General features: G+C 65.3%; 31 protein-coding genes. 13 read left to right on the top strand and 18 right to left on the bottom strand.

Annotation, left to right across the window (positions count from 1 at the left end; genetic code table 11):
* Positions 1-191 precede the first annotated feature (191 nt).
* From ACO07C_RS25730 to ubiA, 4 genes are all read left to right on the top strand, one after another.
* The gene (locus ACO07C_RS25730; protein WP_421916980.1) at positions 192-2,393 is read left to right on the top strand and encodes a hypothetical protein; all 2,202 of its coding nucleotides are present in this window, start codon (positions 192-194) and stop codon (positions 2,391-2,393) included.
* A 188-nt stretch (positions 2,394-2,581) separates the two neighbouring features.
* Positions 2,582-3,031, top strand: coding sequence for a universal stress protein (locus ACO07C_RS25725; RefSeq protein WP_421916979.1), 450 nt, complete (start codon positions 2,582-2,584; stop codon positions 3,029-3,031).
* Between the two features lie 111 nt (positions 3,032-3,142).
* The gene (locus tag ACO07C_RS25720) at positions 3,143-3,838 is read left to right on the top strand and encodes a VIT1/CCC1 transporter family protein (RefSeq protein ID WP_421916978.1); all 696 of its coding nucleotides are present in this window, start codon (positions 3,143-3,145) and stop codon (positions 3,836-3,838) included.
* A gap of 90 nt (positions 3,839-3,928) precedes the next feature.
* Entirely contained in the window at positions 3,929-4,843 is a 915-nt protein-coding gene (gene ubiA, locus ACO07C_RS25715) for a 4-hydroxybenzoate octaprenyltransferase (RefSeq protein WP_421916977.1), read from the top strand.
* Positions 4,844-4,872: 29 nt separating this feature from the next.
* On the opposite strand, the gene ACO07C_RS25710 is transcribed toward ubiA, so the two are convergent.
* The 7 genes from ACO07C_RS25710 to ACO07C_RS25680 all read right to left on the bottom strand — a co-directional run bounded on the left by ACO07C_RS25710 (position 4,873) and on the right by ACO07C_RS25680 (position 11,790).
* Complete coding sequence (locus ACO07C_RS25710; protein ID WP_421916976.1) at positions 4,873-5,655, bottom strand: SDR family NAD(P)-dependent oxidoreductase; 783 nt, start codon at positions 5,653-5,655, stop codon at positions 4,873-4,875.
* 89 nt (positions 5,656-5,744) lie between these two features.
* A complete protein-coding gene (locus tag ACO07C_RS25705; RefSeq protein ID WP_421916975.1) occupies positions 5,745-6,593 on the bottom strand; it encodes a fumarylacetoacetate hydrolase family protein in 849 nt (282 codons plus the stop codon).
* A 64-nt stretch (positions 6,594-6,657) separates the two neighbouring features.
* Positions 6,658-7,446, bottom strand: a complete 789-nt coding sequence (gene attM, locus ACO07C_RS25700; protein ID WP_421916974.1) for an AttM family quorum-quenching N-acyl homoserine lactonase — start codon at positions 7,444-7,446, stop codon at positions 6,658-6,660.
* 21 nt (positions 7,447-7,467) lie between these two features.
* Entirely contained in the window at positions 7,468-7,893 is a 426-nt protein-coding gene (locus ACO07C_RS25695) for a cupin domain-containing protein (RefSeq protein ID WP_421916973.1), read from the bottom strand.
* Between the two features lie 52 nt (positions 7,894-7,945).
* Positions 7,946-8,929 (bottom strand): ABC transporter permease, encoded by a 984-nt coding sequence (locus ACO07C_RS25690; RefSeq protein ID WP_421916972.1) that lies wholly within the window; start codon positions 8,927-8,929, stop codon positions 7,946-7,948.
* A gap of 16 nt (positions 8,930-8,945) precedes the next feature.
* Positions 8,946-10,472 carry a sugar ABC transporter ATP-binding protein gene (locus tag ACO07C_RS25685; RefSeq protein ID WP_421916971.1) on the bottom strand — a complete coding sequence of 509 codons (1,527 nt, stop codon included), beginning with the start codon at positions 10,470-10,472 and terminating at the stop codon, positions 8,946-8,948.
* A 55-nt stretch (positions 10,473-10,527) separates the two neighbouring features.
* Positions 10,528-11,790 (bottom strand): sugar ABC transporter substrate-binding protein, encoded by a 1,263-nt coding sequence (locus ACO07C_RS25680; RefSeq protein WP_421916970.1) that lies wholly within the window; start codon positions 11,788-11,790, stop codon positions 10,528-10,530.
* 282 nt (positions 11,791-12,072) lie between these two features.
* Between ACO07C_RS25680 and ACO07C_RS25675 the strand changes: the two genes are divergently transcribed.
* The 8 genes from ACO07C_RS25675 to ACO07C_RS25640 all read left to right on the top strand — a co-directional run bounded on the left by ACO07C_RS25675 (position 12,073) and on the right by ACO07C_RS25640 (position 17,912).
* Positions 12,073-12,840 (top strand): SDR family NAD(P)-dependent oxidoreductase, encoded by a 768-nt coding sequence (locus ACO07C_RS25675; RefSeq protein ID WP_421916969.1) that lies wholly within the window; start codon positions 12,073-12,075, stop codon positions 12,838-12,840.
* A gap of 169 nt (positions 12,841-13,009) precedes the next feature.
* On the top strand, positions 13,010-13,738 hold the full coding sequence (locus ACO07C_RS25670; RefSeq protein WP_421916968.1) for an IclR family transcriptional regulator: 729 nt from the start codon (positions 13,010-13,012) through the stop codon (positions 13,736-13,738).
* 120 nt (positions 13,739-13,858) lie between these two features.
* Positions 13,859-14,194, top strand: a complete 336-nt coding sequence (locus ACO07C_RS25665) for an ArsR/SmtB family transcription factor (protein ID WP_421916967.1) — start codon at positions 13,859-13,861, stop codon at positions 14,192-14,194.
* Positions 14,191-14,694, top strand: coding sequence for an SRPBCC family protein (locus ACO07C_RS25660; protein WP_421916966.1), 504 nt, complete (start codon positions 14,191-14,193; stop codon positions 14,692-14,694). The genes ACO07C_RS25665 and ACO07C_RS25660 overlap by 4 nt, the downstream gene beginning before the upstream one ends.
* Entirely contained in the window at positions 14,684-15,523 is an 840-nt protein-coding gene (locus tag ACO07C_RS25655; protein ID WP_421916965.1) for an alpha/beta fold hydrolase, read from the top strand. Before ACO07C_RS25660 ends, ACO07C_RS25655 begins: the two co-directional genes overlap by 11 nt.
* 45 nt (positions 15,524-15,568) lie before the next feature.
* Positions 15,569-15,958 carry a VOC family protein gene (locus ACO07C_RS25650; RefSeq protein ID WP_421916964.1) on the top strand — a complete coding sequence of 130 codons (390 nt, stop codon included), beginning with the start codon at positions 15,569-15,571 and terminating at the stop codon, positions 15,956-15,958.
* 94 nt (positions 15,959-16,052) lie between these two features.
* Entirely contained in the window at positions 16,053-16,826 is a 774-nt protein-coding gene (locus tag ACO07C_RS25645) for a pseudouridine synthase (protein ID WP_421916963.1), read from the top strand.
* Positions 16,827-17,000: 174 nt separating this feature from the next.
* Entirely contained in the window at positions 17,001-17,912 is a 912-nt protein-coding gene (locus ACO07C_RS25640) for an agmatinase (protein WP_421916962.1), read from the top strand.
* Between the two features lie 103 nt (positions 17,913-18,015).
* Here ACO07C_RS25640 and ACO07C_RS25635 read toward each other — a convergent pair whose 3' ends face one another.
* The 7 genes from ACO07C_RS25635 to ACO07C_RS25605 all read right to left on the bottom strand — a co-directional run bounded on the left by ACO07C_RS25635 (position 18,016) and on the right by ACO07C_RS25605 (position 22,116).
* The gene (locus ACO07C_RS25635) at positions 18,016-18,285 is read right to left on the bottom strand and encodes a cyclase (RefSeq protein WP_421916961.1); all 270 of its coding nucleotides are present in this window, start codon (positions 18,283-18,285) and stop codon (positions 18,016-18,018) included.
* Positions 18,286-18,400: 115 nt separating this feature from the next.
* The gene (locus ACO07C_RS25630; protein WP_421916960.1) at positions 18,401-18,583 is read right to left on the bottom strand and encodes a hypothetical protein; all 183 of its coding nucleotides are present in this window, start codon (positions 18,581-18,583) and stop codon (positions 18,401-18,403) included.
* 50 nt (positions 18,584-18,633) lie between these two features.
* On the bottom strand, positions 18,634-19,215 hold the full coding sequence (locus tag ACO07C_RS25625) for a histidine phosphatase family protein (RefSeq protein WP_421916959.1): 582 nt from the start codon (positions 19,213-19,215) through the stop codon (positions 18,634-18,636).
* Positions 19,216-19,387: 172 nt separating this feature from the next.
* Positions 19,388-19,807: an arsenate reductase (glutaredoxin) gene (gene arsC, locus ACO07C_RS25620; RefSeq protein ID WP_421916958.1), complete on the bottom strand. Its 420-nt coding sequence runs from the start codon at positions 19,805-19,807 to the stop codon at positions 19,388-19,390.
* A complete protein-coding gene (gene arsB, locus ACO07C_RS25615) occupies positions 19,804-20,913 on the bottom strand; it encodes an ACR3 family arsenite efflux transporter (RefSeq protein WP_421916957.1) in 1,110 nt (369 codons plus the stop codon). Before arsB ends, arsC begins: the two co-directional genes overlap by 4 nt.
* 25 nt (positions 20,914-20,938) lie before the next feature.
* A complete protein-coding gene (locus ACO07C_RS25610; protein ID WP_421916956.1) occupies positions 20,939-21,271 on the bottom strand; it encodes an ArsR/SmtB family transcription factor in 333 nt (110 codons plus the stop codon).
* Positions 21,272-21,348: 77 nt separating this feature from the next.
* On the bottom strand, positions 21,349-22,116 hold the full coding sequence (locus ACO07C_RS25605) for a sulfite exporter TauE/SafE family protein (protein WP_421916955.1): 768 nt from the start codon (positions 22,114-22,116) through the stop codon (positions 21,349-21,351).
* 166 nt (positions 22,117-22,282) lie between these two features.
* Here ACO07C_RS25605 and ACO07C_RS25600 point away from each other — a divergent pair, with 166 nt between their 5' ends.
* Positions 22,283-23,185, top strand: a complete 903-nt coding sequence (locus tag ACO07C_RS25600; RefSeq protein ID WP_421916953.1) for a LysR family transcriptional regulator — start codon at positions 22,283-22,285, stop codon at positions 23,183-23,185.
* Here ACO07C_RS25600 and dmeF read toward each other — a convergent pair.
* From dmeF to ACO07C_RS25580, 4 genes are all read right to left on the bottom strand, one after another.
* Positions 23,169-24,443, bottom strand: coding sequence for a CDF family Co(II)/Ni(II) efflux transporter DmeF (gene dmeF, locus ACO07C_RS25595; RefSeq protein ID WP_421916952.1), 1,275 nt, complete (start codon positions 24,441-24,443; stop codon positions 23,169-23,171). The genes ACO07C_RS25600 and dmeF overlap by 17 nt on opposite strands.
* A gap of 8 nt (positions 24,444-24,451) precedes the next feature.
* Positions 24,452-24,730 (bottom strand): metal/formaldehyde-sensitive transcriptional repressor, encoded by a 279-nt coding sequence (locus ACO07C_RS25590; protein ID WP_421916951.1) that lies wholly within the window; start codon positions 24,728-24,730, stop codon positions 24,452-24,454.
* A gap of 554 nt (positions 24,731-25,284) precedes the next feature.
* The gene (locus tag ACO07C_RS25585) at positions 25,285-25,653 is read right to left on the bottom strand and encodes a hypothetical protein (RefSeq protein WP_421916950.1); all 369 of its coding nucleotides are present in this window, start codon (positions 25,651-25,653) and stop codon (positions 25,285-25,287) included.
* Between the two features lie 77 nt (positions 25,654-25,730).
* The gene (locus tag ACO07C_RS25580) at positions 25,731-26,273 is read right to left on the bottom strand and encodes a GNAT family N-acetyltransferase (protein ID WP_421916949.1); all 543 of its coding nucleotides are present in this window, start codon (positions 26,271-26,273) and stop codon (positions 25,731-25,733) included.
* Positions 26,274-26,277: the final 4 nt, after the last annotated feature.

The raw sequence follows: 26,277 nt of genomic DNA, 5'->3' as shown, positions 1-26,277 counted from the left end.
CGGCGGCCGGCGCGCGCGGGTTCTACGTTACCTTCGTATCTGAAAAATTCACCAAGTACTGTTGGAAAATAAACTTCCGGTCCGCCTTTGAGCGCGGCCGTTCTGTCTGTATCTTTACCGTGAGGATTTCTGCTTTTGTTCTTTCATTGCCGGTTTCGCCAAACAACAGGGCGGCCGGGCGGAGGAAACACATGGCTCAGGTCGAGACGGCACCAGGCATCGCTCCCGCGCCGCTCCAGGCGGACCCCGCGAAAAAGCGTCTCGACTGCGACATCGTCATGGCCGGCGGCGTCACGTCGGGCATCATCTATCCCGGCGCGGTGGCAATGATCGCCAGGCGCTACGCCTTCCACTCCATCGGCGGCACGTCGGTGGGCGCTATCGCGGCCGCGATCACCGCGGCGGCGGAATATGGCCGCCGCACCAACCTCAACCCCGGTGCCTTCGGCGAACTCGAACAGATGCCGAAGGAGCTTGGCCAATACGCCGATGACGGCCACACGCGGCTCTTCCACCTGTTCACGGCCGAACCGGAGACCAGGCGGCTGCTGAGCCTGATAGGCCCCCTCTTCAGCGGCGGGAAAGGCCGCGCCGGGGCCCTGCTGTCGGCGTTGTCGTCATGGCAGATCGCGATCCCCACCGGCCTTGCCCTGTTCGCCGGCCTGGCCGCCGCGTTCGTGCTCGGCCAGGGCGGCCATGGGCTGCTCGCCCTGGCGGCCGGGGTCGCGGCGTTGGCGCTGGCGCTGGTCATCCTGACCGTGATGTTCGTGGTCATGCTGTACTGGGCGTGGCTGCCGGCATGGCGCGCGAATTTCTACGGCATCTGCACCGGCCTGTCCTCGCCGCGGCTCACTGCGCCGGCGGGAGCCAATCCCTTCGAGGGGCTGACACCGTGGATCCACCGCAAGGTCCAGTCCGCCGCCGGGCGGCCGCTCGACGACGTGCCGGTGACCTTCGGCGATCTGTGGAGCGCTCCCGATCCCGATGGGAAGAAAACCGAGCCTTGGGAAAACGGCACCGTCGTCAACCCCGCCAGTCCGCGCTCCATCGACCTTGTCATGGTTGCCAGCGACATCAGCCGCAACCGCTCCGCGCAGCTTCCTTTCCTGGAAACGCCCTCGACCCTCTATATCGAGAAGGCCGTGCTCAGCAGCTATTTTCCGTTGCCGATCGTCGAGTGGATGCTGAAAAATGCCGGTTCGCCCGAGAACAACGTTGAGCAGCGTGATGACGTGATCCGCTTGCCGAAACCGCAGGACCTGCCGATCGTCTTCGGCGCGCGGCTGTCGCTCAGCTTTCCGTTCCTGCTGGCCGCCCTGCCGCTGATGACGCCGGACTACGCCCACAAGCCCAAGGGCAAGCCATACCGGCTGCGCAGGGTGTGGTTCTCTGATGGCGGCCTGACCTCCAACTTCCCGGTGCATTTCTTCGACAGCCCGGTGCCGACGCGGCCGACCTTCTGCCTCAACCTGATCGACTACGAGGCCGACGTTCCCGTCCAGCACGGCGACAGCGATGCCGACATGACAGAGGAGGCGTCGCCCGATGCCGACCAGCCGGTGGCGCAGGCCCGCTCGGCCGAACGCGAGATTGCCAGCCGCCCGAAGATCGTGCCGCAAAGCGATCCAAAGCCCGGAGACGCGGTCTGGAAAATGGTCTCGATGGCGACCGGCAACAACATGACGCCCGCCCCCTTCACCTCCTTTGATGAATCGAAGGGCGCCGGGCTGCTTTCCTTCATCTTCACGCTGGTCAACACGGCCCGCTTCTGGAGCGACAACGAAATGGTCATCGCGCCCGGCATCCGCGAGCGCGTCGTCAACATCGCGCTACGGCCGGACGAAGGCGGCCTCAACCTCGACATGCCCGCCAACACGCTGGACGATCTCGACTATCGCGGCCGCGCCGCGGGGCTGTTGATCGCGGCACGGTTCGATCCGCTGGCGCCGGCCGACCCGAAGACCGGCAAGGCGAACGTCAACGTCTTCGCCAATCACCGCTGGGTGCGGTTCCGCAACTTCATGGCGTCGTTCGAGGACAGTTCACGGCGCTTCGCCGCCTCTCGGCGCAAATCCGACGCGGCGGCGGTCGAGCAGCACGAATCCGTCCTTGACACCATGATCGCGGGACAGGCCCCCGAAAAGATCGGTTATCCGGTCCTCGTCGCGGCACGCGATTTCTTCCGCCGCTCGATGGACGCGCTCGAACAGCTGGCGCTGACCATGGCGGCCGCGACGCGCGCCGACAAGGCCATCGCCTTCGACCAGGCGCGCGGCCCAGACGGCAAGAGCCCAAGGACCGCGGCACCCCGCCCCAGCATGCGCGCCAGGCTGCGCCCGCTCGCCAATGACGATCCGCGCGCCGAAATCGCCGATCTTCCCGACCAGCGATAGCAGCGGCGATCCGGCTTGCCCGCGCCAGCGCCGCCGCACCGCGCCCCGCCTGGCCTTGATTCACATCAAGGTGGCCCTGTGCCCGAACTGGCAGGGAAATTATATCAGGTGAGCCTCCCGAGGCACCCGCCATCCCAAGGGCGCGCATCGGCACTCGGATGCCCCCTTGCACAACAGGTCGCATCATCATGTACAAGCATCTGCTAATCGCCACCGACGGATCGGAACTGGCCGAGAAGGGCGTTGCCCATGGCCTCGAACTGGCCCGTGCTCTCGGCGCCGCTGTTACTTTCGTCAATGTCACCGAACCGTTCCCGATCCTTGCCTGGGGCGGCGCCATGGCCGGTTATGCCGCCGGGGACGAATTCGCCGCCTATGCGGAAAGCGCGCGGCAGTACGCCAAGGAGATGCTCGGCAAATGCGAGGCGTCCGCCGATGCCATGGGCGTTCACGCCAAGGTCCTTCATGTCGAAAACAGGAAGCCCGCCGAGGCGATCCTGGAACTTTCGCGGACCCATGGCTGCGACCTGATCGTCATGGCCTCGCACGGGCGCCAGGGTCTGGGAAAGTTGCTTTTGGGCAGCCAGACGGCGGAAGTGCTGTCCTACACCGAGATTCCGGTTCTGGTGGTTCGCTAGAAAGACCTGAGCGCGGCGGGCGGGAACCCATTCGCAAGATTGTCGGCGGATCGGATCGGCCTCCGCTATAGTCGGGGCCACCACCGAGCCTGAAAACCCTCCGGAGGCATGATGAGCCGCCTGCACGTTGAAAATCACCTTGTCTCGCGCATCGGCTGGCTGCGCGCGGCAGTTCTTGGGGCCAATGACGGAATCGTTTCGACGGCGAGCCTGATCGTGGGCGTGGCTTCGGCCGCTGGAGGCAGTTCGCAGGCGCTGGTCGCCGGCATCGCCGGGCTCGTGGCGGGCGCCATGTCGATGGCGGCCGGCGAGTATGTCTCGGTGAGTTCGCAGTCGGACACCGAGAATGCCGACCTCGCCCGCGAGCGGGAGGAGCTCAGGAGCGAGCCGGAGGCCGAACGCGAGGAACTGGCGCAGGTCTATGTCAAGCGCGGGCTGGAGCCGGGCCTTGCCCGCCAGGTGGCCGACCAACTGATGGCCAAGGATGCGCTGGCCGCGCACGCCCATGACGAACTGGGCATCAGCGAGATGACCACGGCGCGTCCGATCCAGGCAGCGCTGACCTCGGCGGCGAGTTTCAGTGTCGGCGCGGCGATGCCGCTGGCCATGGTGCTGGTTGCACCGCCCTCCATCCTGGTGCTGGCTGTTTCCGTCGCCTCGCTGCTTTTCCTCGCATTGCTTGGCGCCATCGGCGCCAAGGCGGGTGGCGCCAACATACTGCGGGCGACACTGCGCGTCACCTTCTGGGGCGCCTTCGCCATGGCCCTGACCGCCGGCATCGGTGCGCTGGTCGGCAAGGCCGTATAGGCCATCCGCCGGACCGGCCGACCAAAGGCGTTCGCAAGAGCCGGTTCCTGTAGTGAAGAGTATCGTCAACCGGTGGATATCGACTCCCGCATGACCGCATCAAGCCGACCCGACCTCAGCGATATCCATGCCGGCGACTGGGTCGATCGCCGGCTGCCTGCGGCGTGGCGGCCCTACACCAGGCTCGCGCGGCTGGACCGGCCCGTTGGCGTGTGGCTGACGCTGTTTCCCTGCCTTGCCGCGCTCATCCAGGCCTCGCATGGATTTCCAGCAGCCTGGCAATTGATCGTCTTCTGCCTCGGCGCCCTGCTGATGCGAAGCGCCGGCTCCACCGTCAACGATATCGCCGACCGCAACTTCGATGCGCATGTCGAACGCACCCGCTTCCGCCCCCTGGCCAGCGGCCAGCTCCGCACCCGCCAGGCCATCGGCTTTCTGGTTGCCGAACTGGCGCTCGCCGCCTCGCTGCTGTTCTTCCTCAGCCCCTATACGCGCCTGATCGCGCTCTGCGTGCTGCCGCTCGTCTTCATCTATCCGCTCTGCAAGCGCTTCACCCATTGGCCGCAGGCCGTGCTGGGCGCGGCGTTCAACTGGGGCATGCTGATGGCGTGGGCCGAGGTCACCGGCCACGTGCCTGTCGGAGCGGTCATCATGTGGATCGGCGCCATCGCCTGGCAGATCGGCTACGACACCGTCTATGCCTATGTGGATGTAAGGGATGACACCCGCCTCGGCCTGAAATCGACGGCGATCCTGTTCGGCCGGAACGGCAAGGCCTGGGTGGGCCTGTTCTACGCCCTCACCGTCGCGTCATGGTCGCTGGGCGGCTGGCTGTCGGGCATGTCACTGCCCTACGCCGCCGGAATGGTCGTCGTCGCCGCGCATCTCGCCTGGCAGACATGGCGTATCGACTTGCGGCGCCCGGAGCTGAACTTCCGACTCTTCCTGTCGAACATCCTGACCGGCGTGCTGCTGGCGGGCGCGGCACTGGCCGGGACATTGTAGGCCAGCGCACCTGTCGGCCCCTTAGCCTCTCAGCTCTCGTAGAGACCGCTTTCCACCGCCACGCGGCGATAGGCGGCGCCGGCCGTAAAGCCGCCGTCGATGAGGAAATCCTCGCCGGTGATGAAACTCGAATCCTCGCTGGCCAGGAACAGCACCAGCTTCGCCACTTCCTCCGGCGTGCCGCTGCGCTTCATCGGAGTCAAGTCGATCATCGGCTTCAGGTGCGGCGCGTTGGCGTTGAGCCCGGTGACGATCAGTCCGGGGCAGACGCTGTTCACCCGGATGCCCCAGTCGACATATTCCATCGCCGCCGTGCGGGTGAGCCCGCGCACGCCCCATTTGCTGGCCGTATAGGCCGGGTCGTAATGGCCGGAAAAGGCGCTGTTGGACGAGATGTTGACGATGCTGCCGCCGCCGTTTTCGCGCATCAGCGGGGCCGCCGCCTGGATGCCGAGGAAGGTGCCGGTAAGGTTGATGCCGATCAGCCGTTCCCAGGCATCGAGCGGCGTGTCGTTGAGCGACTTGCGGTTGATGATGCCGGCATTGTTGACGAGAACGTCCAGCCTGCCCTTCCAGCCGCGCACCGTCTCTATGGCGCCTTCCCAGGCCTGCTTGCTGGACACGTCAAGCGCCACGAACCGGGCCTCGTGCCCATCGGCGATAAGCGACTGCACCAACGCTTCGCCTTCCGCTTCCAGCACGTCGCAGACCAGTACGGCGGCGCCCGCCTGCGCCAGCAGCCGCGCCTCCGCCTCCCCCTGTCCACGGCTGGCGCCGGTGACAATGGCTACTCGACCTTCAAGACTTCTCATCTGCGTTTTCCTGCTGTCCGACAGAGCAATTCCAGGAAAAGTGTGAAGCGGTTTTCCGTCCGGAATTGCGTCAAAAAAGATGGTGCGGGTCAGGCCCGCGCCGCGATGGTGCGCTGCGTCTGGATGCCGAGCCCGGCGACGCCGAGCCGCATCGTCTGGCCGGCCTTGAGGAACAGCGGCGGCTTCTGGCCCAGACCGACGCCGGGCGGCGTGCCGGTGGCGATGATGTCGCCGGGCTCCAGCGTCATGAACTGGCTGATGTAGCTGACGAGATGGGCGACGCCGAAGATCATCGTCCTGGTCGAGCCGTTCTGCCGGCTGACGCCGTCGACTTCCAGCCAGAGGTCGATCGCCTGCGGGTCGGCGATCTCGTCACGCGTCACCAGCCACGGGCCGATCGGGCCGAACGTGTCGTGGCTCTTGCCCTTGGTCCATTGGCCGCCGCGCTCCGACTGGAAGGCGCGTTCGGACACGTCGTTGACCACGCAATAGCCGGCGACATGGCCAAGCGCCTCGGTCTCGTCGACATATTTGGCCCGCTTGCCGATGACCACGCCAAGCTCGACCTCCCAGTCGGTCTTTTGCGAGCCCCTGGGGATTTCGATGTCGTCATCGGGGCCGCACAACGCCGTCGTCGCCTTCATGAACAGGATCGGCTCGGCCGGCGGCTCCTTGCCGGTTTCCCTGGCATGGTCGGCATAGTTCAGCCCGACGCAGATCATCTTGCCGACCTTGCCGACGCAGGCGCCGATGCGCGGATTGCCCTCGACCAGAGGCAACGTCTCCGGATCGAGTGCGGCGAGCCGCGCCAGCGCCTCGTCGCCCAGCGCCTCGCCGGCAATGTCGGCGACCACGCCCGAGAGATCGCGCAGCAGGCCGTCCCCGTCGAGCAGGCCCGGTTTCTCCTGCCCGAGCGGGCCGAAACGCAGAAGCTTCATGTCATGTCCTTGCTGTCGGAACAGGCCGTCGGCCCATCCCCTGCCCGTGTCATTGGAAGTTGGTTCAGTAGAAATCCGGCGCCTTCTTCAGCGTCGCCCATTGCGGCCCGTCATGGCCGGCCACCACCAATGCGTCGGTCTTGGCCTGCACGGCGCGCAGCTTCTTCACCGAGCGCACGGAATCGATGGTCGAATGCAGCGCGCCCGGCAGCGCGCGCTCCTCCCAATGGTCGAGCGTGTCGGCGGCATCGACGGCCAGCAGCACCGACTGGCCGCTGGAGGTCCGCACCAGGATCGACTGGTGGCCGATCGTGTGGCCGGGCGAGCGGATCAGGATGATGGAGCCGTCTCCATAGAGATCGTAGAAATCGCCCCAGGCATCCTCGAGAATCAGCCACTTCAAATTGGGATTGTCGAAATCCTTGCGCACATAGGCGAGCACCGCGAACCAGTCCGGCGTGAAGGCATATTCATATTCGATGCGCTGCACGACATGGGTGGCGTTCGGGAAACGGCCGACGGCGCCGACATGGTCGAGATGCAAATGCGAAAGCACGACATGCTTGACGCTGTCGACGGAGAATCCGAGCTTTTCGATCTGCGCCACGCAGCCCTGCTCCGGCGTCAGCACCGGGGTGAAGAACTCCGCCACCTTGCCCCAATGGCCCTTGGCATCGGTGGCGCATTCCACCGGCGTGCCGCCGTCGATGATCACGTTCCCCTTGGGGTGGGTGATGAAATAGAAGGGAACCGGGATCTCGAAATCGGCATCGCCGCCCTGGTTGAGATAGATGTCGTGATACTTGCATTTCAGAATGCCGGTATCGAACATGTAGAGACGGATATCAGTCATCATTTCCTCCCGATCGGGTTTTCAGGCGCGCCTATAGCCAGCCAGCGTCGCATCGTCGACATCGGCCAGATTGACCACGATGTTGTCGGGCGTGCGTGTCGTCAGCCAGACCAGGTCCTCGGTCGTGCTCATATTGACCTCGACATGCGGCATGTGCGGCGGCACGAAGACGAAATCACCCTCCTCCATATCGAGATATTCCGCATAGTCGTCGCCGAAATAGATGCGGCCCTTGCCCTGCAGCACATAGCCGCCGGTCTCGGCCTCGCCATGGTGATGCGGCAGCGAGCGATAGCCCGGCTTGTTCGACACCTTGCCGAACCAGATTTTCGTCGCCGGCGTGTGCTGCGGGCTGACGCCGGAAATGCGCACCGCGCCGCCGGACTGGCCGGTGCCGGCATGTTCCTGATCCTTGCGGGTGACGACGGGGACAAGCTTCGCGCTCATGTCTGCTCCTTGTATTTCGGTCTTGGTGGGTTTCCGGTCCGCGACCGGAAGGTCACTTGATGAAAGGGTATTTCTTGCGGTCGATGGTCGAGGCCACGGCCAGGATGATGACGAGGCCCTTGACGATCTCCTGCGTGAAACTGCTGACCTCGGTGACATCCATGCCGTTGGACAGGATGGCAATGACGAGAACGCCGAGGATGGTGCGCTGCGGCCCGCCAATGCCGCCCGAAAGGGCCGTGCCGCCCATGACGATGGCCGCGATGGAATCGAGCAGCATGTTGGCGCCCGCGGCCGGCGTGCCCGCCCCGACCTGCGCGGTGAGCAGCACGCCGGCCATGCCGCAAAGCGCGCCGGACAGCATGAAGGCATAGACCTTGTAGCGATTGACCGGCACGCCGGAATTGGCGGCCACGATCTCACCGCCGCCAATGGCGAAGAGATAGCGACCAAGCACCGTCTTGAAGGCGATGAAGGCAAGCGCCGCCGCGCTCAGCAGCGCCACCAGGATGATGGTCGGTACGCCGGGAATGAGCTCCGAGTTGACGAAATTGGTGAGGCTGAGATCCATGAACATGATCGACGAGCCCCCGCAGATCATGTTGGCGATGCCCGACAGGATCGACAGCATGCCGAGCGTGACCAGGAAGGACGGCACTTTCAGCGAGATCAGCGTCACGCCATTGATCAGCCCGACGGCAATGCCCGTGCCGATGCCCGCCGCGATCGCCACCACCGGGCCTGCGGCGTCGATGGTAAGCGCGGCGACGATGCCCGAAAGCGTCACGATCGAGCCGACCGACAGGTCGATCGAGCCGATCATGATCACCATCGTTCCGGCCAGCGCCACCAGAAGCAGCACCGAGGACTGGCGGCCGATGTTCACCGCATTGTCGAAGGTGGCGAAGTTGGGATTCTGCAGCGCGAAGAAGACCACCAGCGCGAGGATGACCAGCACCGGATAGAGCGCGATCGCGTTCCTGGCGATCCATCGGCGCCATGCCGGCGAAGCGGTTGCGATTGTGGGTTGGGACACTTTGGCTTCCATCTGTTCACACCATGTGCGGCACGACGGCCGTCTCGGCGGGCTTGTCATGCGCGGGCGCGTTGATCTCGGCCGAGATCGAACCCGACCTCAGCGTGACGATGCGGTTGGAGAGGCCGATGATCTCCGGCAGATTGTCTGAGATCAGCACGATGGCGACGCCCTGCTTGGCCAGTTCGCGAAGGAGGATGTAGATCTCCTCCTTGGCGCCGACATCGAGGCCGCGGCCGGGATCGTCGAGCACGAACACCTTGATGCCGCGCGCCAGCCATTTGGCGAACACTACCTTCTGCGCATTGCCGCCCGAAAGATTGCGGATCTGCACGGCGCGGCCAGGCGTGCGCACGCGCAGCCTCTTGATCCAGCTGTCGGTGACCTCAGCCTGGCGGCGGCCCGACAGCACCGGCCATTTGCCGATGCGAAACGAGCGGATCGACGGCAGCGTCAGGTTCCACTCGATCGAATGCATGCCGATGACCCCAGCGATGTTGCGCTCGGCCGGCACGAAGCCGACATCGGCCGCCAGGGCATCCGCGCGCGATCCCGGCTTCAGCCGCTTTCCCTTCACGGAAATCTCGCCGCTGGCCGGCCGGATCGCGCCGGTAATGGCATTGCCCAGCACCGTCTTGCCCGAGCCGAGCACGCCGGCAATGCCGACGATCTCGCCGGCCTGCACCGACAGCGAGACATTGTGGAGTTGCCCAGGCACGTTGAGGGAGCGGACATCCAGCACGATCTCGCCGATATCCTCGCGCTGATCGGCCTCCTTGTAGTAACCCGCCGAGCGCGGCCGCCCGACGATCGCCTCGTGCAGCATGTCGGGCGTCGCCTCGCTCACCCGCCAATGACCGTTCACCGCGCCGTCCTTCAGCGCCGTGACATGGTCGCAGACGGCGAACACATCCGACAGACGGTGCGAGACCAGGATGATCGAGGCCTTGTCGCGCCAGCGCCGGATGGAGTTGAACAGGATCTGCGTCTCCTTCTCCGACAGCGCGCTGGTCGGTTCGTCCAGCAGCACGATCGGTTCGACCGGATAGATCCGACCGAGCGCGAAGGCCTTGGCGATCTCCACCAGTTGACGCTCGCCGAAGGCCAGATCGCCGGTCACCGCCATCGGGTCGATGGCGATGCCGAGATCGGCAAGCACATCGCGGGCCAGCGCCGCCATCGCTGCACTGCTAAGGATGCCCGCCCGCGCAAACCCCCGCTCGCGTCCAAGCAGCATGTTTTCATAAACGCGCAGATTGGCGATCAGCCCCTGCTCCTGGAACACGGTGGCGATGCCGGCGCGCGCGGCCGCCAACGGCGAACCCGGGTCGACGGTGGCGCCGTTGACCCTGAGTTCGCCGTCCGTCTGGAGGACGGTTCCATTGATGATCGAGATCAGCGTCGACTTGCCGGCGCCGTTCTCGCCGATCAGCCCCAGCACGCTGTGCCGCGCCAGCGTCAGGTCAACGGCGCGCAGCGCCGCCACCGGACCATAGTGCTTGCTGACACCGCTGAGCGCGAGTGCCGGAACGACCGTGTTCATGGCTTGGTCAATCAGGGCTTGGGTCAATCAGGGCTGGCTGCAATCGTACCGCCGATCAGGCCTTGACCGGCCCGGTCTTGTAATGCGCGGCGTAGAGCGCATCGACCTTGGAGAATTCGCCCTTGTCCTTCGCGCCGGCATAGGCGGCGTTGAGGCGCTCCTTGCCATCGGGGAACGGACCCCAATAGGTCTCGGGTTCGATGGCGGTGATCTTGTTTTGCGGATCCCAGGTCTCGGGGTTGAGCGTGCGGCTCATCAGAGCCCAGTCGAACGGCTTGGAGCCCTCGCCATAGATCGCCTTTTCGATGCCGCCGGCGTTTTCGGCCGTGGCGAGCGCCGAGCCGGTGAACAGGAGCCGCTCGCCCAGCGTCGGCTTCCAGCCATTGAGCGCGTCGAAGGCCAGCACCGCGGTGAAGCCCGCGCCATAGGGCGGCAGCGAGGTGTGCGTGGCCACCATCTGCTCGCCCTTGGCCACTTCGCGCAGGCCTTCCGGCAGGCCGTCGACACCCGACACCTTGACGTTCTTGAGGTTGCGCTCGCGCAGCACCGAGAGCACGCCCAGCGCCATGTTGTCGTTCTGCGCGAACACGCCCTTCATGTCGGGATGGGCGGTGACCATCGACAGCATCACCTTGCGGGCCTGCTCGCGGTCCCAGTTGGCATGCAGCCCGCCGACGATCTTGATGCCGGGGAATTGGGCGGCAGCCTGCATCAAGCCGGCCGTGCGGTATGAATCGGTCGGTGTCGCGAGACCGGCGATATGAACGATCTTGCCCTCGCCGCCGACGCTCTTGAACAGCGCCTTGGCCACTTCATAGGCGCCCTCGACCGAGTTCGGCGTGACGAAGGAGACGTAGAAATCGCCGATGTCCGGCGGCGTGAACCAGGCCGGCGATTCCCAGCTCGGCACGTAATGGATCGAATTGTCCTGGCAGAATTTCGCCACCGTCGGCAGCGAGCCGGCCGGCTCGACGCAGCCGATCAGCATCTTGGCCGAGCTCGCCGGCAGGCTGCGCACCTGCGACAGCTGGCGAGCGGTGTCGTTCTGGTGGAACAGCTCCTGCTTCTCGAGGCCGAGCGACTCGGCTGCGGCGCCAAAGGCGCGCGTCCACACCGACCAGTAGTCGTTCGACGGCGTCGATACCTGGTTGGCGATCTTGCCGCGAATGACGGTCGCGGCCTGCGCCATGCGCGTCACCGCCGGCGTCATCGCCAGCGAAATGCCGGCGGCGCCCATCAGCTTCATGAAGGTCCGGCGCCCCACGCCGTCCTCCAGCGCATGCAGGGTCGCAAGCATGTTCAGTTCCTTGTCGCTCATCAGGTTTCCTCCCGTTTGCAGAATTTCAATTAATTCTCACATTACGATAATTCATAATTTTTTTGATTGTCAAGCGGCACAATGAGAGCCTGCGGAGGCTCGCGTTCCGGCCAGGGCACACCAGCCATGATCAGAACTCGCGGCAAATCAGCCTTTTCATGGAATTATCGGGAGCTCCGGAATCAATCCGGCAGCTTTGCCAGCCTTTCACGATGCCGGCATCCCGGCGCTTGACAGCGCATATTTCAAACAATTATCGTATTATGATAAATTACAGGAGAAATGATGCTCGACGGGAAAGTAGCAGTGATCACCGGCGCGGCGCATCCGGCAGGCATCGGTTTTGCCGTCGCCAGTACATTCGCCGCCTCCGGCGCCCATGTGGTGATCGTCGACCTCGACCAGGCCGCCTGCGAACAGGCGGCGGCGACCATCGCCGCCGAAAAGCCGGCACAGGGCCTGCCGCGCGCCATCGGCATGGCGGCGGATGTTCGCGACAAGGCCGCGCTGCGCGACGTCGTCGCGATGGCCAAGGCACGCTTCGGCCGGCTCGACATCGTCGTCAACAATGCCGGCATCGCGCAGGCCCGGAAGGTGCTGGAGATATCGGACGAGGATTGGGAGGCGACGCTCGACATCAACCTGCGCGGCATGCTGAACATGGCCCAGGCGGCGATCCCCGCCATGGAGGATGGCGGCGCCATCATCTGCCTCGCCTCGATCGCGGCGCAACGCGGCGGCGGGCTGCTGGGCGGCCCGCACTACGCGGCGTCCAAGGGCGGCGTGCTGGCGCTGGCCAAAAGCATGGCGCGCGAGCTTGGCCCTCGCAACATCCGCGTCAACTGCGTCAACCCCGGCATCATCATCACCCAGATGAACGCCACCGCTTTCGACGAGCCGACGCAGCGCCTCTTCATCGAGGGCATCCCGCTCGGCCGCTTCGGCGCGCCGCGGGATGTCGCCAATGTCTGCCTGTTCCTGGCCTCGCCCTTGTCGGGCTACATCACCGGCAGCGCCATCGACATCAATGGCGGCATGCATATCCATTGATCTTGGCCATGATCATGGCGGGCCAAGCACGCCGCTTGGCGTTGTGAAGTTGACGCCCGGCGGCGGTGCTCCCATACACTGTCGTTACTGATTTGAAACTTTGGGGATATTTGCAGGCGGTTGCGGCACTTTCGCCGCCGGCCAGCGCAGCCGGGAGTTCGCTCTTCCTATGGACAGCCTTACGCGCATGGTCGCCATTTTCGACCTGTTTGACGGCGACCGCACGGCGCTGACCGTGGAGGAGATCGCCGCCGAGCTGAACTGCTCGGTGCCCACCGCCTATCGCTACTTGAAGACGCTGAGCTCCGCCGGCCTGATCGCGCCCGACATCCAGCGCGGCTTCACGCTGGGCTCCCGCATCATCCAGCTTGACCGCCAGATCCGCCTCAACGACCCGCTGCTGCACCGCGCCGGCGACGTGATGGACGACCTCATCACGCGGGTGAAGGGCAATTTGATGGTCTGCGCCTATTATGGCAAGAACGTCGTCTGCATCGCGCAGGCGTGGCCGGACCGCACCGTCTTGACCAGCTACGATCGCGGCCGCCCGATGCCGCTGCTGCGCGGCGCCGCCGGCAAGGCCATCCTCGCCCATCTGCCCGACCACCGGCTGCGCAGCCTGATGCTGGCCAATGCCGCCGAGATTTCCGCCGCCGGCCTCGGCAATGACTGGGCAAGCTTCCGCAAGACGTTGAAAGCGATCCGCCAGCAGGGCTATTCCTTCTCGGCCGGCGAGGTCGACAGCCGCAATGCCGGCATCGCCGCGCCCATCTTCAACACAGAAAAGCGCATCCTGGGCAGCCTCGTCATCGTCGTGCCCATCGCCGACCTCGCGCAGGACCAGATCCCCGTCATCGCCCGCCAGATCATCGACGGCGCCGGGGCGATTTCCGGCTAGACCACGCGCGTTCCCGTACCCTTCCCGCACGCGTCCCGCATTGGAGACGCCAACATCATTGACGGATCGGCTTCACTCGATTATAGAACCGATTAGTTCCAGAACTTATTGGTTCCATAAATGGCTGTTGAATTCTCCCTCGACCACACATTCGCGGCCCTCGCCGATCCGACCCGCCGGGCCATTCTTGCCCGGTTGCTCGACGGCGAGGCCTCGGTCGCCGAACTGGCGCAGCCCTTCGCGCTGACCGTGCGCGCCGTCTCCAAACATGTCGGCGTGCTCGAGCAGGCCGGCCTCGTCACCCGCAGCCGGGCGGCGCAAAAGCATCTCAGCCGCATCGAGCTTACGCCCCTGCGCGACATCGACCGCTGGCTGGACGATTACAGAAAGCTCTGGGAAGGCCGCTTCGACCGCATGGAGGATCTGTTGCGGCGCGAGGCGGACAAGACGCCATGAGCGCCTCCGGGCCCTTGGAGGCAGCCGCCGACCGCAGCTTCGCCATAGAGCGGACCTTCAACGCGCCGGTCGGACGTGTCTTCCGGCTGTGGACCGACCCGGCTCTGGTGGCGCGATGGTGGGGGATCAGGGACTGCACCATTCCCCATTGCGTGCTGGACGTGCGCGTCGGCGGCCGCTGGCGCATCGACATGCGCACGCCGAGCGGCGCGCTCTACCGCAATCAGGGCAGCTATCTCGAAGTCATCGAAAACCAGCAACTGAGCTACAGCGACGAGCCGGACCCCGAAATCCGCGAATGGGCCGGCAAGCCACCGGGGCAGAGCCGCCACACCGTCATCTTCACGCCCCAGGGCAAGCGAACCCATGTCCATTTCGAGGTGACGCTGGCCAGCCGCGCCGACCGCGAGCGCTTGCTGGCGCTGGGCATGCGCGGCGGCTGGACGCAGAGCTTCGACCGGCTGGAGCAGCTGATAGAGGGAGCCGACCATGCTGGCTGAGACCGCCCGAAGCCCGACGACGCAATCCGTCCTGTCGAGGGACGGAACGCCGATCGCCTTCGAGCGCCGGGGCTGGGGCCACCCGCTCATCCTCGTCGACGGCGCGCTCTGCTCGCGAACCATGGGGCCGAGCGGCCCGCTGGCCAAGGCGCTGGAAAACCATTTCACCGTTTTCCGCTACGACCGCCGTGGCCGTGGCGACAGCGGCGACGCCGCGCCCTACGCCGTCGAGCGCGAAGTCGAGGATATCGACGCCGTTTTGCAGGCCGCCGGCGGCGAGGCCTATGTCTGGGGCATGTCGTCGGGCGCCATGTTGGCGTTGATGGCAGCAAGCCGCCTGTCCGGCATCGCCAGGCTGGCACTCTACGAAGCGCCGCTGATCGTCGACGACAGCCGCGCGACCACGCAGGCCGACTGGGCGACGATCGCTGCCGCCGTCGCCGAGGGCCGGCGTGGCGATGCCGTGACAGCCTTCCTCAAATCGGTGGGCATGCCCAGCCTTCTGATCCTGTTCATGAAGCTGACGCCGATCTGGCCGAAGCTGAAGGCGGTGGCTGACACCTTGCCCCATGACGGCGACATGGTCGCCCGCGATCAACTGGGCAAGCCGCTGGACCCGGCACGCTGGGCCTCGATGACCACCCCCACGCTGGTGACCGATGGCGGCAAGAGCCCCGCCTGGATGCGGCATGGCAACAAGGCGCTGGCCGAAGCGCTTCCCAATGCAAGCTACCGGACGCTGCCCGGCCAGAATCATATGGTGAAGGCCGCCGCGCATGTGCCTGTGCTGACAGGCTTTTTCAACGGGCGGGACAGGCGCGCAGGGTGAACGCATCCGCGCCAGGAAAATCGCCAGACAGAAGGAAATCCAATCATGCGGCTTCGCCATATTCTCATCAAGGTGGACGACCAGGACAAGGCGCTTGCCTTCTACACCTCTGTCCTGGGTTTTGAGAAAAAGAACGACTATCCCGGCGGCCGCGCCCGATGGCTGACGGTCGTGGCGCCCGACGATGCCGACGGCGCCGAACTGGTGCTCGAACCCAACAGCGACGCGCCCGCGCGCGCCGCGCAGAAGGCGCTCCATGATGCCCATTTCCCGGCGGCGCTGATCACCACAAGCGATATCCACGGCGAGTTCGACCGTCTCACCGGGCTCGGTGTGAAATTCCTGGGGCCGCCACAGCGCATGGGGCCGGTAACCGCGGCCTTCTTCGACGACACGTGCGGCAATTTCATTGTCATGGCCGAGCCGTCCGGCTGACCAGTCTCGGGGCTGCAATCGCTGCTCGCCGCATCAAGCTTGCGAAGTCGCCACAGCCCATGGCATCTGTCCGACAAACGGACCGATCCCCAGCATGGCCCAACGACCACCACAGCCCGGCAGGCCGCCCGCCAGCAGGCCACTCACAGGCAAGCCGCCCGGCGTCAGCCTCAACCGCGCTCTGTCGAAGCTTGGCCTGTGCTCGCGCACGCAGGCGGAAGTGCTGATCGCGGAAGGGCGTGTGCGCGTCAATGGCAAGGTGATCGGCAATGCGGCCCTGCGCGTCGACCTCAACCGCGACCGCATCGTCGTCGACGGCGAACAGGTGATGGCCGAGCGCAAGGTCTATCTCATGCTCAACAAGCCGCGCGGGCTGGTCACCACCCGCGACGACCCGCAGCAGCGCGACACCGTCTATGCCTGCCTCGAAGGGCTCGATTTGCCCTTCGTCTCGCCGGTCGGCCGCCTCGACAAGGCAAGCGAAGGCCTGCTGCTGATGACCAACGACACGCGCTTCGCCAACCGGCTGATGGACCCGGCCTCGCACATGCCCAAGACCTATCACGTGCAAATCGGCTCGGTGCCCGACGAGCCGATGCTGGACAGGTTTCGCGCGGGCGTGACCGTCGACGGCGAGACACTGACCGCCAATTCGATCGGGCTGCTGCGAAGCGGCGGCCGCACCGCCTGGCTGGAGATCGTTCTGGACGAGGGCCGCAACCGCCACATCCGCCGCCTGCTCGCCGCCCACGGTATCGAGGTCAGGCGCCTCATCCGCATCGCCATCGGAAGCCTGCGGCTGGGCGACCTCGCCAAGGGCACGGCACGCCACCTGACGTTGGAGGAACTGGCGCTGCTGGGCGGTTGAATGGACAAAGGTAGCGCCATGTGGGCCATAGAACTCGACGTCGGCGTCAACCGTCCCGTCTTCCGGCTCTGACCTTCGCGTCAATTGGCGCACTTTGTATTAATCTTGCGACCTTACAGACTTGGCGTAGGATTTCGCCACCCCATCCACTCACCCGCAAACCATCAGCAAGACATGAGCGCCTCACTTCCCTTTCTCGGCTTTCCCGATCGCCTCGCCGATGGCGGCACGCCCCGTGCCGTGATCTTCGGAGCCGGTCACGGCACCACCTATCCCGGCAAGGACAGCAGCGGATATGCCTTGGCCGCGAACGCCATCCGCGACGCCAGCCAGGGCGATGCGGGGCTTGTCGGACACTGGGATTTCGATCTCGACGGCCCGCTGTTCGACGGCAAGCCGGTCAGTTGCATCGACGCCGGCGACCTTCCCACAATCATGCATGACAATGCCGGCAACCGGGCCCGGATAGAGGCGAAGACGCGCGAGATCCTGTCCTTGCACGCCGTGCCGATCCTGCTCGGCGGCGACGATTCCGTGCCCATTCCCTTCCTTGCCGGCTTTGCCGATCACGGGCCGGTCTGGATCCTGCAGATCGATGCCCATATCGACTGGCGCGACGAAGTGTATGGCGAACGCCTGGGGTACTCCAACCCGATGCGCCGGATCAGCGAGATGCCGCATATCGCCGGCATGGTGCAGGTCGGCATTCGTGGCGTCGGCAGCGCGCGCCTCAGCGAAATCGAAGCGGCGAGGCGCTATGGCAGCCACCTTGTCACCGCCCGCGAGGTCCACGCCCAGGGCGTCGAAGCAGCGCTGCGGCATATCCCGCAAGGGGCCCGCGTCGTCGTCACGCTCGACTGCGACGGCCTCGATCCCGGCATCATGCCGGGCGTTGCGGCGCGCTCGCCCGGGGGCCTCACCTACACGCAAGCGATCGACCTGATCGCGGGCCTCGGCAAGCGGGCGAAGATCGCGGGATTCGATTTGGTCGAGCTCTATCCTCCCGCCGACATTGACGGGGTCTCGGCGCTGACCGCCGCCCGCCTTGTCGTCAACGCGGTCGGCGCCATCGTCCGGCAGGCTTGAAACCTTCGCGGCGTCGACGGCATCTCGGCCTGTCAACTGGTCAAGCCCGCCACCGGTCAAGCGCAGGGTATCGCCGACGCAAGTCCGGCCGTGACGAAGGAGCTCAGGCCTTGTTGGTGATCCAGATGGTTGGCGCGCCAACCACGCCCGCGCCCTCCATCGCCTTCTTCAGGTCCGGGCTCTTGATGAAGGCCTGCGCGTCCGCGACGCTGGCGAAATCGTGGGTCACGGTGACGTCGTTGGGATTGTCAGCCGCTTGATAGACAACCTGGGCATTGACGCCCTTGGCTTTTTGCGTCGGCCCAAAAGCATCGTAGCCCTTGCGCCAGGCCTTGTAGTCGGACACGGTATGCCGCACGAACAACGTCGTCATATTCCATTCCTCCCAGGCTTGTTTTCTCGTTTCGCCCAGCATTCTCATGATGGGCGGTTCAGCCTATGCCTCGCCGGTGCGCTTGGCAAACCGGGATGCTCTGAGAGTGGGCCGGTCAGCCAGCCTTGCTGAAAACGACCGAGCCGTCATCCTTGCGAACTTCCACCGCGACAACACCGTCCTCAGCCTTTCGCGTGTCGAAGGTCGTCATGGCGTGGTCCCTCGCGGCCTTCTCGGCATCGAAGGGCGTCTTCTCCACAATGCCTGTTTTCCCATACCATATGACGGTGAAGGCCATGGCTGATCCCTGTGCTTTGCACCAGCATACAGGAGATCGGGGACGGCGTCCTATCTCTGGTTCCACTTGCGGATGACCGGCTCGCCCAGATCATGCTCATAGCCGAGCACGCTGATGCTGGTCGTATCCAGCACCAGCAGCGCGCCGCCTTCCGGCGGCAGCCCGACCCAGCGCGCGCCGAGCACGCGCAGGAAATGCGCGCTGGAGAAGATCAGGATGTTGCCGCCGGCGTCGCGCAATTGCCGGATGATATCATCCGCCCGCGCGCCGACATCGGCGGCGCTCTCGCCTTTCGGGCAGCCATCGCGAAACACGTTCCAACCCGGGCGCTCGGCCAGGATCTGCTTGGTCGTAAGCCCCTCATAGGCGCCGTAATCCCACTCCTGCAGGTCGTCTTTCTTGACACTTTGCGCGCCAAAGCCGGCGAGCACGCTGGTGTTGTAGGCGCGCTGCGACGGGCTCGACCACACCGCCGAGAACGACAGGCCCTTCAGCCGATCCGCCACGCCGCGCGCGGCCGCCTCGCCGGCTTGCGTCAACGGCATGTCGGTGCGGCCGGTGTGCTGGCCAGACAGGCTCCACGCCGTCTCGCCATGCCGAACCAGATGGATCTGTGGATATGCGCTGCTCATTGCTGGCCTTTCGCTGGTGAGTGTCCAGCCAAGCTGTAGCCGCCCGCGCCGTGCCGCGAAAGGGCGCAGCGTCAACAGCAGCGGCGCCAGGAAGCCCGTGCCGCGATGCGGTGGCGCCGCATGGACGAGGACGAGGCGGCACACGGATAGACGGGTGCACCCTGGCGCCTTGTTAGCCGCCGCGCTTGCCTTCAGTGTCGACGACTTCGCCGTCTTCCTTGGTGAACGCGCCGATCCGCGCATTGGGCAGGATGTCCAGCACCTTCTCCGATGGCCGCGCCAGCACCACGCCGAGCGGGCTGACCACGATCGGCCGGTTGATCAGGATCGGATGCGCCAGCATGAAATCAATTATCTCGTCGTCGGACCATTTCGGGTCGGCAAGGCCGAGTTCGCCATAGGGCGTGCCCTTCTCGCGCAGCAGCGCGCGCGGGGTGATCCCCATCGCCGCGATCAGCTCGACCAGTCTTTCACGCGACGGCGGCGTCTTCAGGTATTCGATCACCTCCGGCTCTTCGCCCGACTGCCTGATCATCGCCAGCGTGTTGCGCGACGTGCCGCAGGCCGGGTTGTGGTAGATGGTGATGGTCACGGCGCGGCCCTTTCTGTCGACATGGTTTTGCTGACGGCTGGACCCTGCTCGTACCAGCCCCGGCTGCGGTTGACGATCCACACCACCGACAGCATGACCGGGACCTCGATGAGGACGCCGACGACGGTGGCGAGTGCCGCGCCCGAATTCAGCCCGAACAGCGCGATCGCGGCGGCCACCGCAAGCTCGAAGAAATTGGACGCGCCGATGAGCGCCGATGGACCGGCCACGCAGTGCCGCTCGCCGGAAATGCGGTTGAGCAGGTAGGCAAGGCCGGAGTTGAAATAGACCTGGATCAGGATCGGCACCGCCAGCAGCGCGATCACCAGCGGCTGCGCGATGATCTGCTCGCCCTGGAACCCAAACAGCAGCACCAGCGTCGCCAGCAGGGCAAACAGCGACAGGGGCTGCATGGCGGCCAGCAGCGCATCGAGAGCCGCCTGCCCCCGTGCCGCCAGCAATCGGGCGCGGAGCAGTTGCGCGACGACCACCGGCAGGACGACGTAGAGCGCCACCGAAAGCGCCAGCGTGCCCCATGGCACGGTGATCGCCGACAGGCCGAGCAGCAGGCCGACGATGGGCGCGAAGGCGACGATCATGATGGCGTCGTTGAGCGCCACCTGCGACAGCGTGAAGTTGGGCTCGCCGCGCGTCAGGCTGGACCAGACGAACACCATCGCGGTGCAGGGTGCGGCGGCAAGGATGATCAGCCCGGCAATGTAGGACTCGACCTGCGCGGCCGGCAGCCACGGCCGGAACAGTAGGCCGACGAACAGCCAGCCCAGCAGCGCCATGGAAAACGGCTTTACCGCCCAGTTGATGAACAGCGTCACGCCGATGCCGCGCCAGTAGGTGCCGACGCTGGCCAGCGAAGCGAAGTCGACGCGCAGAAGCATCGGCACGATCATCAGCCAGATCAGCACCGCGACGGGAATGTTGACCCTGGCGATCTCGGCCGAAGCGATGGCGCCGAACAGGCCCGGCAGCAGATGGCCGAGCGCGACGCCCGCCACGATGCACAGCGCCACCCACACGGTCAGGTATTTCTCGACGAAGCCGATACCGGGCCGGGCCGCTTCGTTCGCGCTCGGAGCATGATCGGTCATGATGGCTTTCCTTGCCCGTCGCGGCTCAGCACTTGCAGGTCACCGCATCGATGACGGGCCGGCACAGCTCCGGCGCGCCGTTGCAGCAGTCTTCCATCAGGTAGGAGAGGAGGTCGCCGAAGCCGGTCATATCGGCGACGTAGCGCACGATCCTGCCGTCGCGTTCGGGGCGGATCAGTCCGGCATGGACCAGCACCTTGAGATGCGCCGACATGGTGTTCTGCACCGTATCCAGCCGCGTCGCGATCTCACCCGCCGGAATGCCCGGCGGACCGGCCCGCACCAGCAGCCGGAAGACATCCAGCCTTGTCTCCTGCCCCAAGGCGGCCAGCGAGTTGAGCGTGTCTTTCTTATCCATATATCCGAATCCTTGGATTTATGGATAGGTTTATATCTCCTTCGCGACGATCCGTAAAGCTCGATCTCCGGGCGACGTCACCCCCTCAGCATGGGATCGAGAACAGGCAGGCTAACGATCGAGGCCATGGCGATGAGGCTGTAGCAGGTCCAGCGAAAACCGCGTTCGCTTGTACGGCCAAACAGCCGCGAGCCGAGATAGAGGCCTGCGCCGTAGAGCGGCCCTGTCACAAACGCCAGGACGATGACGGGCCGCGTGATCAGGCCGCCGCCCAGATAGCTTGCCATGGTCAGCGCGGTAGACACCCCGAAATACAGGACAATGTTGGCGCGCACGACCTCGCCATTGCTTGCGCCGCCGAGCCAGTATGCCACCACCGGCGGGCCGCCGACCTGGGCCGCGCCGGAAAAGAAGCCGGAGAGCCCGCCGACCCCGATCGTCAGCGGCAAGGCGGGGCGGCCATGGTAGCGCCAGCCCGACATCAGCAGGCCGAGCAGCAAGGCGACGAGCACGACAATGATCCAGCGCAGCGCCAGCGGGTCCATCCGGGTCAGCGCATAGGTTCCGAGAGGGACGCCGACCAGCGCGCCGAGCGTCATCGTGCCGACGCTGCGCCTGTCGGCCATCAGCCAGGCCTTGGGCAGCAAGCCAAGCGCGGCAACCGCATCGATGATCAACAGCAATGGCGCCGTCGATTGCGGCCCGATGATCGAGCTTGCGAGCGGCATGAAGATCAAGGCCGCGCCGAAGCCCGAGAAACCGCGCGCCAGGCCGGCGATGAAGGCCACCACCAGAAGGAAAAGGATTGCATTGCCGGACTGGCCGGCGACCGACAGATCGGTCATGCTCGTGGCCCACCCGGATCGATGGTCCCGCGGCACTGCGCCGGCTGGCTGATGTCGTTGGCATGATCGGCGCGGATCATTGCGGCTCTCCGGTGATGGACACGGCGACCTTAACGCAGCATTCTCACAGCTCGACACCGAACAATTGCCGGGTGACACTGCAAAAATGCACGATATCGACTGGAACGATTTGCGCCATGTGCTGGCATTGTCCCGTGAAGGATCCTTCGCGGCCGCCGGCCGCCGGCTGGGACTCGATCCGACGACGGTTGCGCGTCGCCTGCGGGCGATCGAAAGCCAGATGGGCACACGCCTCTTCGAGCGCGGCGCCGAAGGCGAGATGCGGCCAACGCAGTCCGGAGAGATCGCGGCCCGGCGGGCGGAAGCCGTGGAGGCCGAGATCGGCGGGTTGACCTTGGCGGTAAAGGGCGCCGACAGCGAGGTCAGCGGTACCGTGCGCATCTCCGCCGTGCCGATCCTGATCAACCGCGTGCTCATTCCCGCTATTTCGGACCTTGCCGCCCGCCACCCAGGATTGCGGCTGGAACTCATAGCGGAATCCCGCGATGTCAGTCTGACCCGGCGCGAAGCCGATATCGCGCTGCGGCTGGCGCGGCCCGGCGAGGAAAGCGGCAGCCGGGTCATCGCCCGGCGCATCGGCATGCTCGCCTACGCCGCCTATGCCTCAAAGCCGGAGCCCGACCTCCCATGGCTGACCTATGAAGACGGTATGGCGCACCTGCCCCAGGCGCGCTGGATTGCCGGGGTCGCCGGCAAGGACGGCTACGCCCCGGTCTTCCTCAACGATGCCGAAGCGCTGCTGCAAGCGGTCCTCGCCGGGCTTGGCCGCTCGCTGCTGCCCTGCATCGTCGCCGATCAGATGGCAAATCTGATCAGCGTGCCCGTCGACGGCCATTCGTTTCCAGCGCGCGAGCTGTGGCTGCTCACCCACCCCGACCTTCGCCACCTCGCGCGCATCGCGGCGGTCATCGCCTGGATTGAAGCGACGATCACCCGACTAGAGGTCGCCGGTCCCGCGGCCAGCCAGATCCCTAGGCCGCCTTCCTGACCTCGATGGTCAGGTGTGACAGCGAGCGGAAGCGGGACAGGCGCGCGCGGTAGTAATCCTCGCCGCGCCGCGTTGGCGTGATCACCGAGACGATGGCGCCGAGATGGCCCGGCCCGAGCCGCCACAGATGCAGGTCGGCCAGCTCGTCGCCTTCGCTTTCTATGGTACGTCGCAGATTGTCGGCCATGCCACGGTCCGGGTTCATGTCGAGCAGCACGGCGCTGGTGTCGCGGATCAGCCCGAGCGCCCAGCTGGCGATGACCACCGCGCCGATGATGCCGGCCAGCGGATCCATCCACAGCCAGCCGAAGGCGCTGGCCAGTATCAGCCCGACGATGACCAGCACGGACACGGCCGCGTCGGCGACGACATGGATGACGGCGGCGCGCATGTTGTTGTCGCGGGCGGCCTTGCCGTGGGCGTGCTCATGCTCCTCGAAGAGCAGCGGATAGCTGTGGCCGCCAATGGTGACATTGGCCTCGAAGGCATGTGGCTCCGGAATCTCCGCGATGGATTCCAGACCGTCCCCAATATCCTTGAAGGCGAAGGTCTGCCGCGCACCATCCGGCCGCACGGTTTCGACCGAGACACTTGACGCCATGAGTGCGGGCCCGGATTGCGCGCGCAGCCGGAAACGCGGCGGCACGCCGTCCTCGAAGACCTCCAGCAGCACATCGCCATCCGCCGCGGCGATGATGCGCGTTTCGTCATGCCCATGCTCATTGGCGTGGCTGTGGCCGTGCCCATGGCTGTGCCCATGCCCATGCGCGTGCCCGTGCCCGTGCCCCTGATCGTGATCGTGATCGTGATGACCGCCGCCGCTGAGCAGCCAGGCGCTGGCGATGTTGACGGCGAGACCAAGGCAGGCAACGGGGATCGCCTCGGCGAAATGGATGGGCACCGGCGCATAAAGACGCACAACGGATTCATAGCCGATCAGCAAAGCGATCATCGCCAGGATGATGGCGCTGGTGAAGCCGGCGAGGTCGCCGAGCTTGCCGGTGCCGAAGGTGAAGCGCGGGTCCGCGGCATGCCTGCGCGCATAGGTGTAGGCAAGCGCCGCCAGCAGAAGCGCGCCGGCATGGGTGCTCATATGCAACCCGTCGGCGACCAGCGCGATAGAGCCGAACACGAGCCCGCCGATGATCTCGGCCACCATCATGGCCGCGCAGAGCCAGATCACCGCCCAGGTCCTGCGCTCGCTCTTGCTATGCTCCTCGCCAAGGAACATGTGGCTGTGGATGGCGGCTGTGCTCATGGCGGAACTCACTTCACATAGGTGCGGATGACATCGAGCAGCTGGTCGACGGCCTCATTGTTCAGCGCGCCGGGAAAACGCTCGGCATCGACGAGATGCGTGCGTGCATGATCCTCGATCACCTCGCCCATCAGCCCGGTCATCGCGCCGCGCGCCCCGGCGAGCAGATGCATCACCGTCTCGCAGCCGGCCTCGCTGTCGAGCGCCCGCTCGATCGCCTCGACCTGCCCCTTGATGCGGCGCACCCGCGCCAGGAGTTTCTGCTTCTCACGGATCGTGTGCGTCATGAGGCCAACTTAGCATACCCCCCTACCCTATGAAAGGCATGTTAAAGGCGGCGCGGACATTGCGGGATTTCCGAGCAGGCAAGGGGTGGCCACGTCCGCGAACCGGATAGACAGGTGGCTGAATGGACCAGTCGCATGGGGAGCAAACCCACAAGGCTCCGACCAACCCAGCGGGAATTACCGTCAAAGCTCTCTTAGCGTCGTGAGCGGACCAATCCCGCCGAGGACGCACTCGGTAACGCTCCAGGCGCCTACGAATGTATCGCGGTGGCAAACAAGTAAATGACGAGCGTCAGCGCCTGGAGATAGTGAATAGTCATGGCGCCTAGGTGCAAGCGAGGGCGCCATAAATCAACCAGGTGACGAAAATAATTCTTTGGAGAGCGACACGATGCTCATCCGAGGCAATCGACGACATCCAGTCAAACATCGTCCTGCGTCGCATCTCGGAGCAGCTGCAACGCGGCGGCATCGACGGCGTGGGCCGGGCACCACCGGCCTTCCGCCAAAGCCTGCAACAGCAGGCGTGGTGGCGTGAAGCCTTTCGTCGCGGCTTAGTCGCTTTCGACGGTGACGTTGATGAAGTCGCGATAGACCTCGACGTGGATCAGGGGCGTGCCATTCAGAATTGCCCGCCTGGCGGCATCCGTGAAAGTTCCGTTGTTCAGCATGCGCTCCAGCCTTGCGCGGTTACCCTTGTCGAGAAAGAAAGAGTCGCCCTCGTCCTCGTCGTCCCCCTTGCCGTAGACATAGAGGTTGGCGCGATCCTGACGAATAATGGCGGCGGCGCTCGTCAATCGTTCGCCCGCCGAGTTGAAATGGTCGGCCGCGCTCAGGCGCGCCGTGTAGCTTTCGATAGGGGCGGCAACTGCGGCGCCAGACGCGGCAAACAAGATGGCGGCGGTCAAATACAGCGGTTTCATGATTCCATCCCAAAGTGCAAAAACCGATCATGTAGACGGCAGTTCAGGAGATGTCGACGGCGACGGATTGCAACCATTCATGCTCCAGCGCATGGCGCGGGAATTCGATAGACGACGGAGACATATTTCGCATTCGAACGGCGCGCGACGACGGAGCCGCCGAGGCGTTCGGCAATCCGCCTGCTCGCGGCGTTCTCCACGGCCACTGGATATTCGAAGTGGGAGGGCTGGAGGTTTTCCGAGGCCCAGGCCGCCACGGCGGCGACGGCCTCGCGGCCAAAGCCCTGCCCGTGGACATCTTCCCTGATCCATATCCCCAGTTCCGGTGCCTCCGTCCGGGCGCGATGAAGGCCGACAAGGCCAAGACATCGGCCATCCGCCAGGCAGCGCACGACGAAATGCAGGTCGGTTCCGTCATCGATCGACGGCAGCCACGTCAGCCACACCTGCGCAAACGCCTCTGCCGACGACGGCACCTCCCACGACATCCAGCGGGTGATCGCCGGCGTGATGCAGGCCAGCACCTCATCGGCATCGGCAGCCGTGAACAGCCTCATGACCGAACGAGCGGATTTGATGCTGACCGCACGCGCGTCCCAATCACGCCCGACATCATGCATGGCG

Origin of the sequence: Mesorhizobium sp. (genome assembly GCF_965229135.1) — a bacterium.
Classification (GTDB): Bacteria; Pseudomonadota; Alphaproteobacteria; order Rhizobiales; family Rhizobiaceae; genus Mesorhizobium.
The sequence above is the reverse complement of the archived record's forward strand: the minus strand, read 5'-3'. Positions and strand labels throughout refer to the sequence as shown.

Excerpts from the sequence above, each read along its gene's own strand:
- ACO07C_RS25610 (WP_421916956.1), bottom strand. The coding sequence starts at position 21,271 with ATGGATAAGAAAGACACGCTCAACTCGCTGGCCGCCTTGGGGCAGGAG.
- ACO07C_RS25725 (WP_421916979.1), top strand. The coding sequence starts at position 2,582 with ATGTACAAGCATCTGCTAATCGCCACCGACGGATCGGAACTGGCCGAG.
- attM (WP_421916974.1), bottom strand. The coding sequence starts at position 7,446 with ATGACTGATATCCGTCTCTACATGTTCGATACCGGCATTCTGAAATGC.
- ACO07C_RS25600 (WP_421916953.1), top strand. The coding sequence starts at position 22,283 with ATGCACGATATCGACTGGAACGATTTGCGCCATGTGCTGGCATTGTCC.
- ACO07C_RS25635 (WP_421916961.1), bottom strand. The coding sequence starts at position 18,285 with ATGACGACGTTGTTCGTGCGGCATACCGTGTCCGACTACAAGGCCTGG.
- ACO07C_RS25705 (WP_421916975.1), bottom strand. The coding sequence starts at position 6,593 with ATGAAGCTTCTGCGTTTCGGCCCGCTCGGGCAGGAGAAACCGGGCCTG.
- ACO07C_RS25630 (WP_421916960.1), bottom strand. The coding sequence starts at position 18,583 with ATGGCCTTCACCGTCATATGGTATGGGAAAACAGGCATTGTGGAGAAG.
- ACO07C_RS25650 (WP_421916964.1), top strand. The coding sequence starts at position 15,569 with ATGCGGCTTCGCCATATTCTCATCAAGGTGGACGACCAGGACAAGGCG.
- ACO07C_RS25665 (WP_421916967.1), top strand. The coding sequence starts at position 13,859 with ATGGCTGTTGAATTCTCCCTCGACCACACATTCGCGGCCCTCGCCGAT.
- ACO07C_RS25640 (WP_421916962.1), top strand. The coding sequence starts at position 17,001 with ATGAGCGCCTCACTTCCCTTTCTCGGCTTTCCCGATCGCCTCGCCGAT.
- ubiA (WP_421916977.1), top strand. The coding sequence starts at position 3,929 with ATGACCGCATCAAGCCGACCCGACCTCAGCGATATCCATGCCGGCGAC.
- ACO07C_RS25580 (WP_421916949.1), bottom strand. The coding sequence starts at position 26,273 with ATGCATGATGTCGGGCGTGATTGGGACGCGCGTGCGGTCAGCATCAAA.
- arsB (WP_421916957.1), bottom strand. The coding sequence starts at position 20,913 with ATGACCGATCATGCTCCGAGCGCGAACGAAGCGGCCCGGCCCGGTATC.
- ACO07C_RS25675 (WP_421916969.1), top strand. The coding sequence starts at position 12,073 with ATGATGCTCGACGGGAAAGTAGCAGTGATCACCGGCGCGGCGCATCCG.
- ACO07C_RS25655 (WP_421916965.1), top strand. The coding sequence starts at position 14,684 with ATGCTGGCTGAGACCGCCCGAAGCCCGACGACGCAATCCGTCCTGTCG.
- ACO07C_RS25645 (WP_421916963.1), top strand. The coding sequence starts at position 16,053 with ATGGCCCAACGACCACCACAGCCCGGCAGGCCGCCCGCCAGCAGGCCA.
- ACO07C_RS25710 (WP_421916976.1), bottom strand. The coding sequence starts at position 5,655 with ATGAGAAGTCTTGAAGGTCGAGTAGCCATTGTCACCGGCGCCAGCCGT.
- ACO07C_RS25680 (WP_421916970.1), bottom strand. The coding sequence starts at position 11,790 with ATGAGCGACAAGGAACTGAACATGCTTGCGACCCTGCATGCGCTGGAG.
- dmeF (WP_421916952.1), bottom strand. The coding sequence starts at position 24,443 with ATGAGCACAGCCGCCATCCACAGCCACATGTTCCTTGGCGAGGAGCAT.
- ACO07C_RS25585 (WP_421916950.1), bottom strand. The coding sequence starts at position 25,653 with ATGAAACCGCTGTATTTGACCGCCGCCATCTTGTTTGCCGCGTCTGGC.
- ACO07C_RS25695 (WP_421916973.1), bottom strand. The coding sequence starts at position 7,893 with ATGAGCGCGAAGCTTGTCCCCGTCGTCACCCGCAAGGATCAGGAACAT.
- ACO07C_RS25625 (WP_421916959.1), bottom strand. The coding sequence starts at position 19,215 with ATGAGCAGCGCATATCCACAGATCCATCTGGTTCGGCATGGCGAGACG.
- ACO07C_RS25720 (WP_421916978.1), top strand. The coding sequence starts at position 3,143 with ATGAGCCGCCTGCACGTTGAAAATCACCTTGTCTCGCGCATCGGCTGG.
- ACO07C_RS25730 (WP_421916980.1), top strand. The coding sequence starts at position 192 with ATGGCTCAGGTCGAGACGGCACCAGGCATCGCTCCCGCGCCGCTCCAG.
- ACO07C_RS25685 (WP_421916971.1), bottom strand. The coding sequence starts at position 10,472 with ATGAACACGGTCGTTCCGGCACTCGCGCTCAGCGGTGTCAGCAAGCAC.
- ACO07C_RS25590 (WP_421916951.1), bottom strand. The coding sequence starts at position 24,730 with ATGACGCACACGATCCGTGAGAAGCAGAAACTCCTGGCGCGGGTGCGC.
- ACO07C_RS25660 (WP_421916966.1), top strand. The coding sequence starts at position 14,191 with ATGAGCGCCTCCGGGCCCTTGGAGGCAGCCGCCGACCGCAGCTTCGCC.
- ACO07C_RS25670 (WP_421916968.1), top strand. The coding sequence starts at position 13,010 with ATGGACAGCCTTACGCGCATGGTCGCCATTTTCGACCTGTTTGACGGC.
- ACO07C_RS25605 (WP_421916955.1), bottom strand. The coding sequence starts at position 22,116 with ATGACCGATCTGTCGGTCGCCGGCCAGTCCGGCAATGCAATCCTTTTC.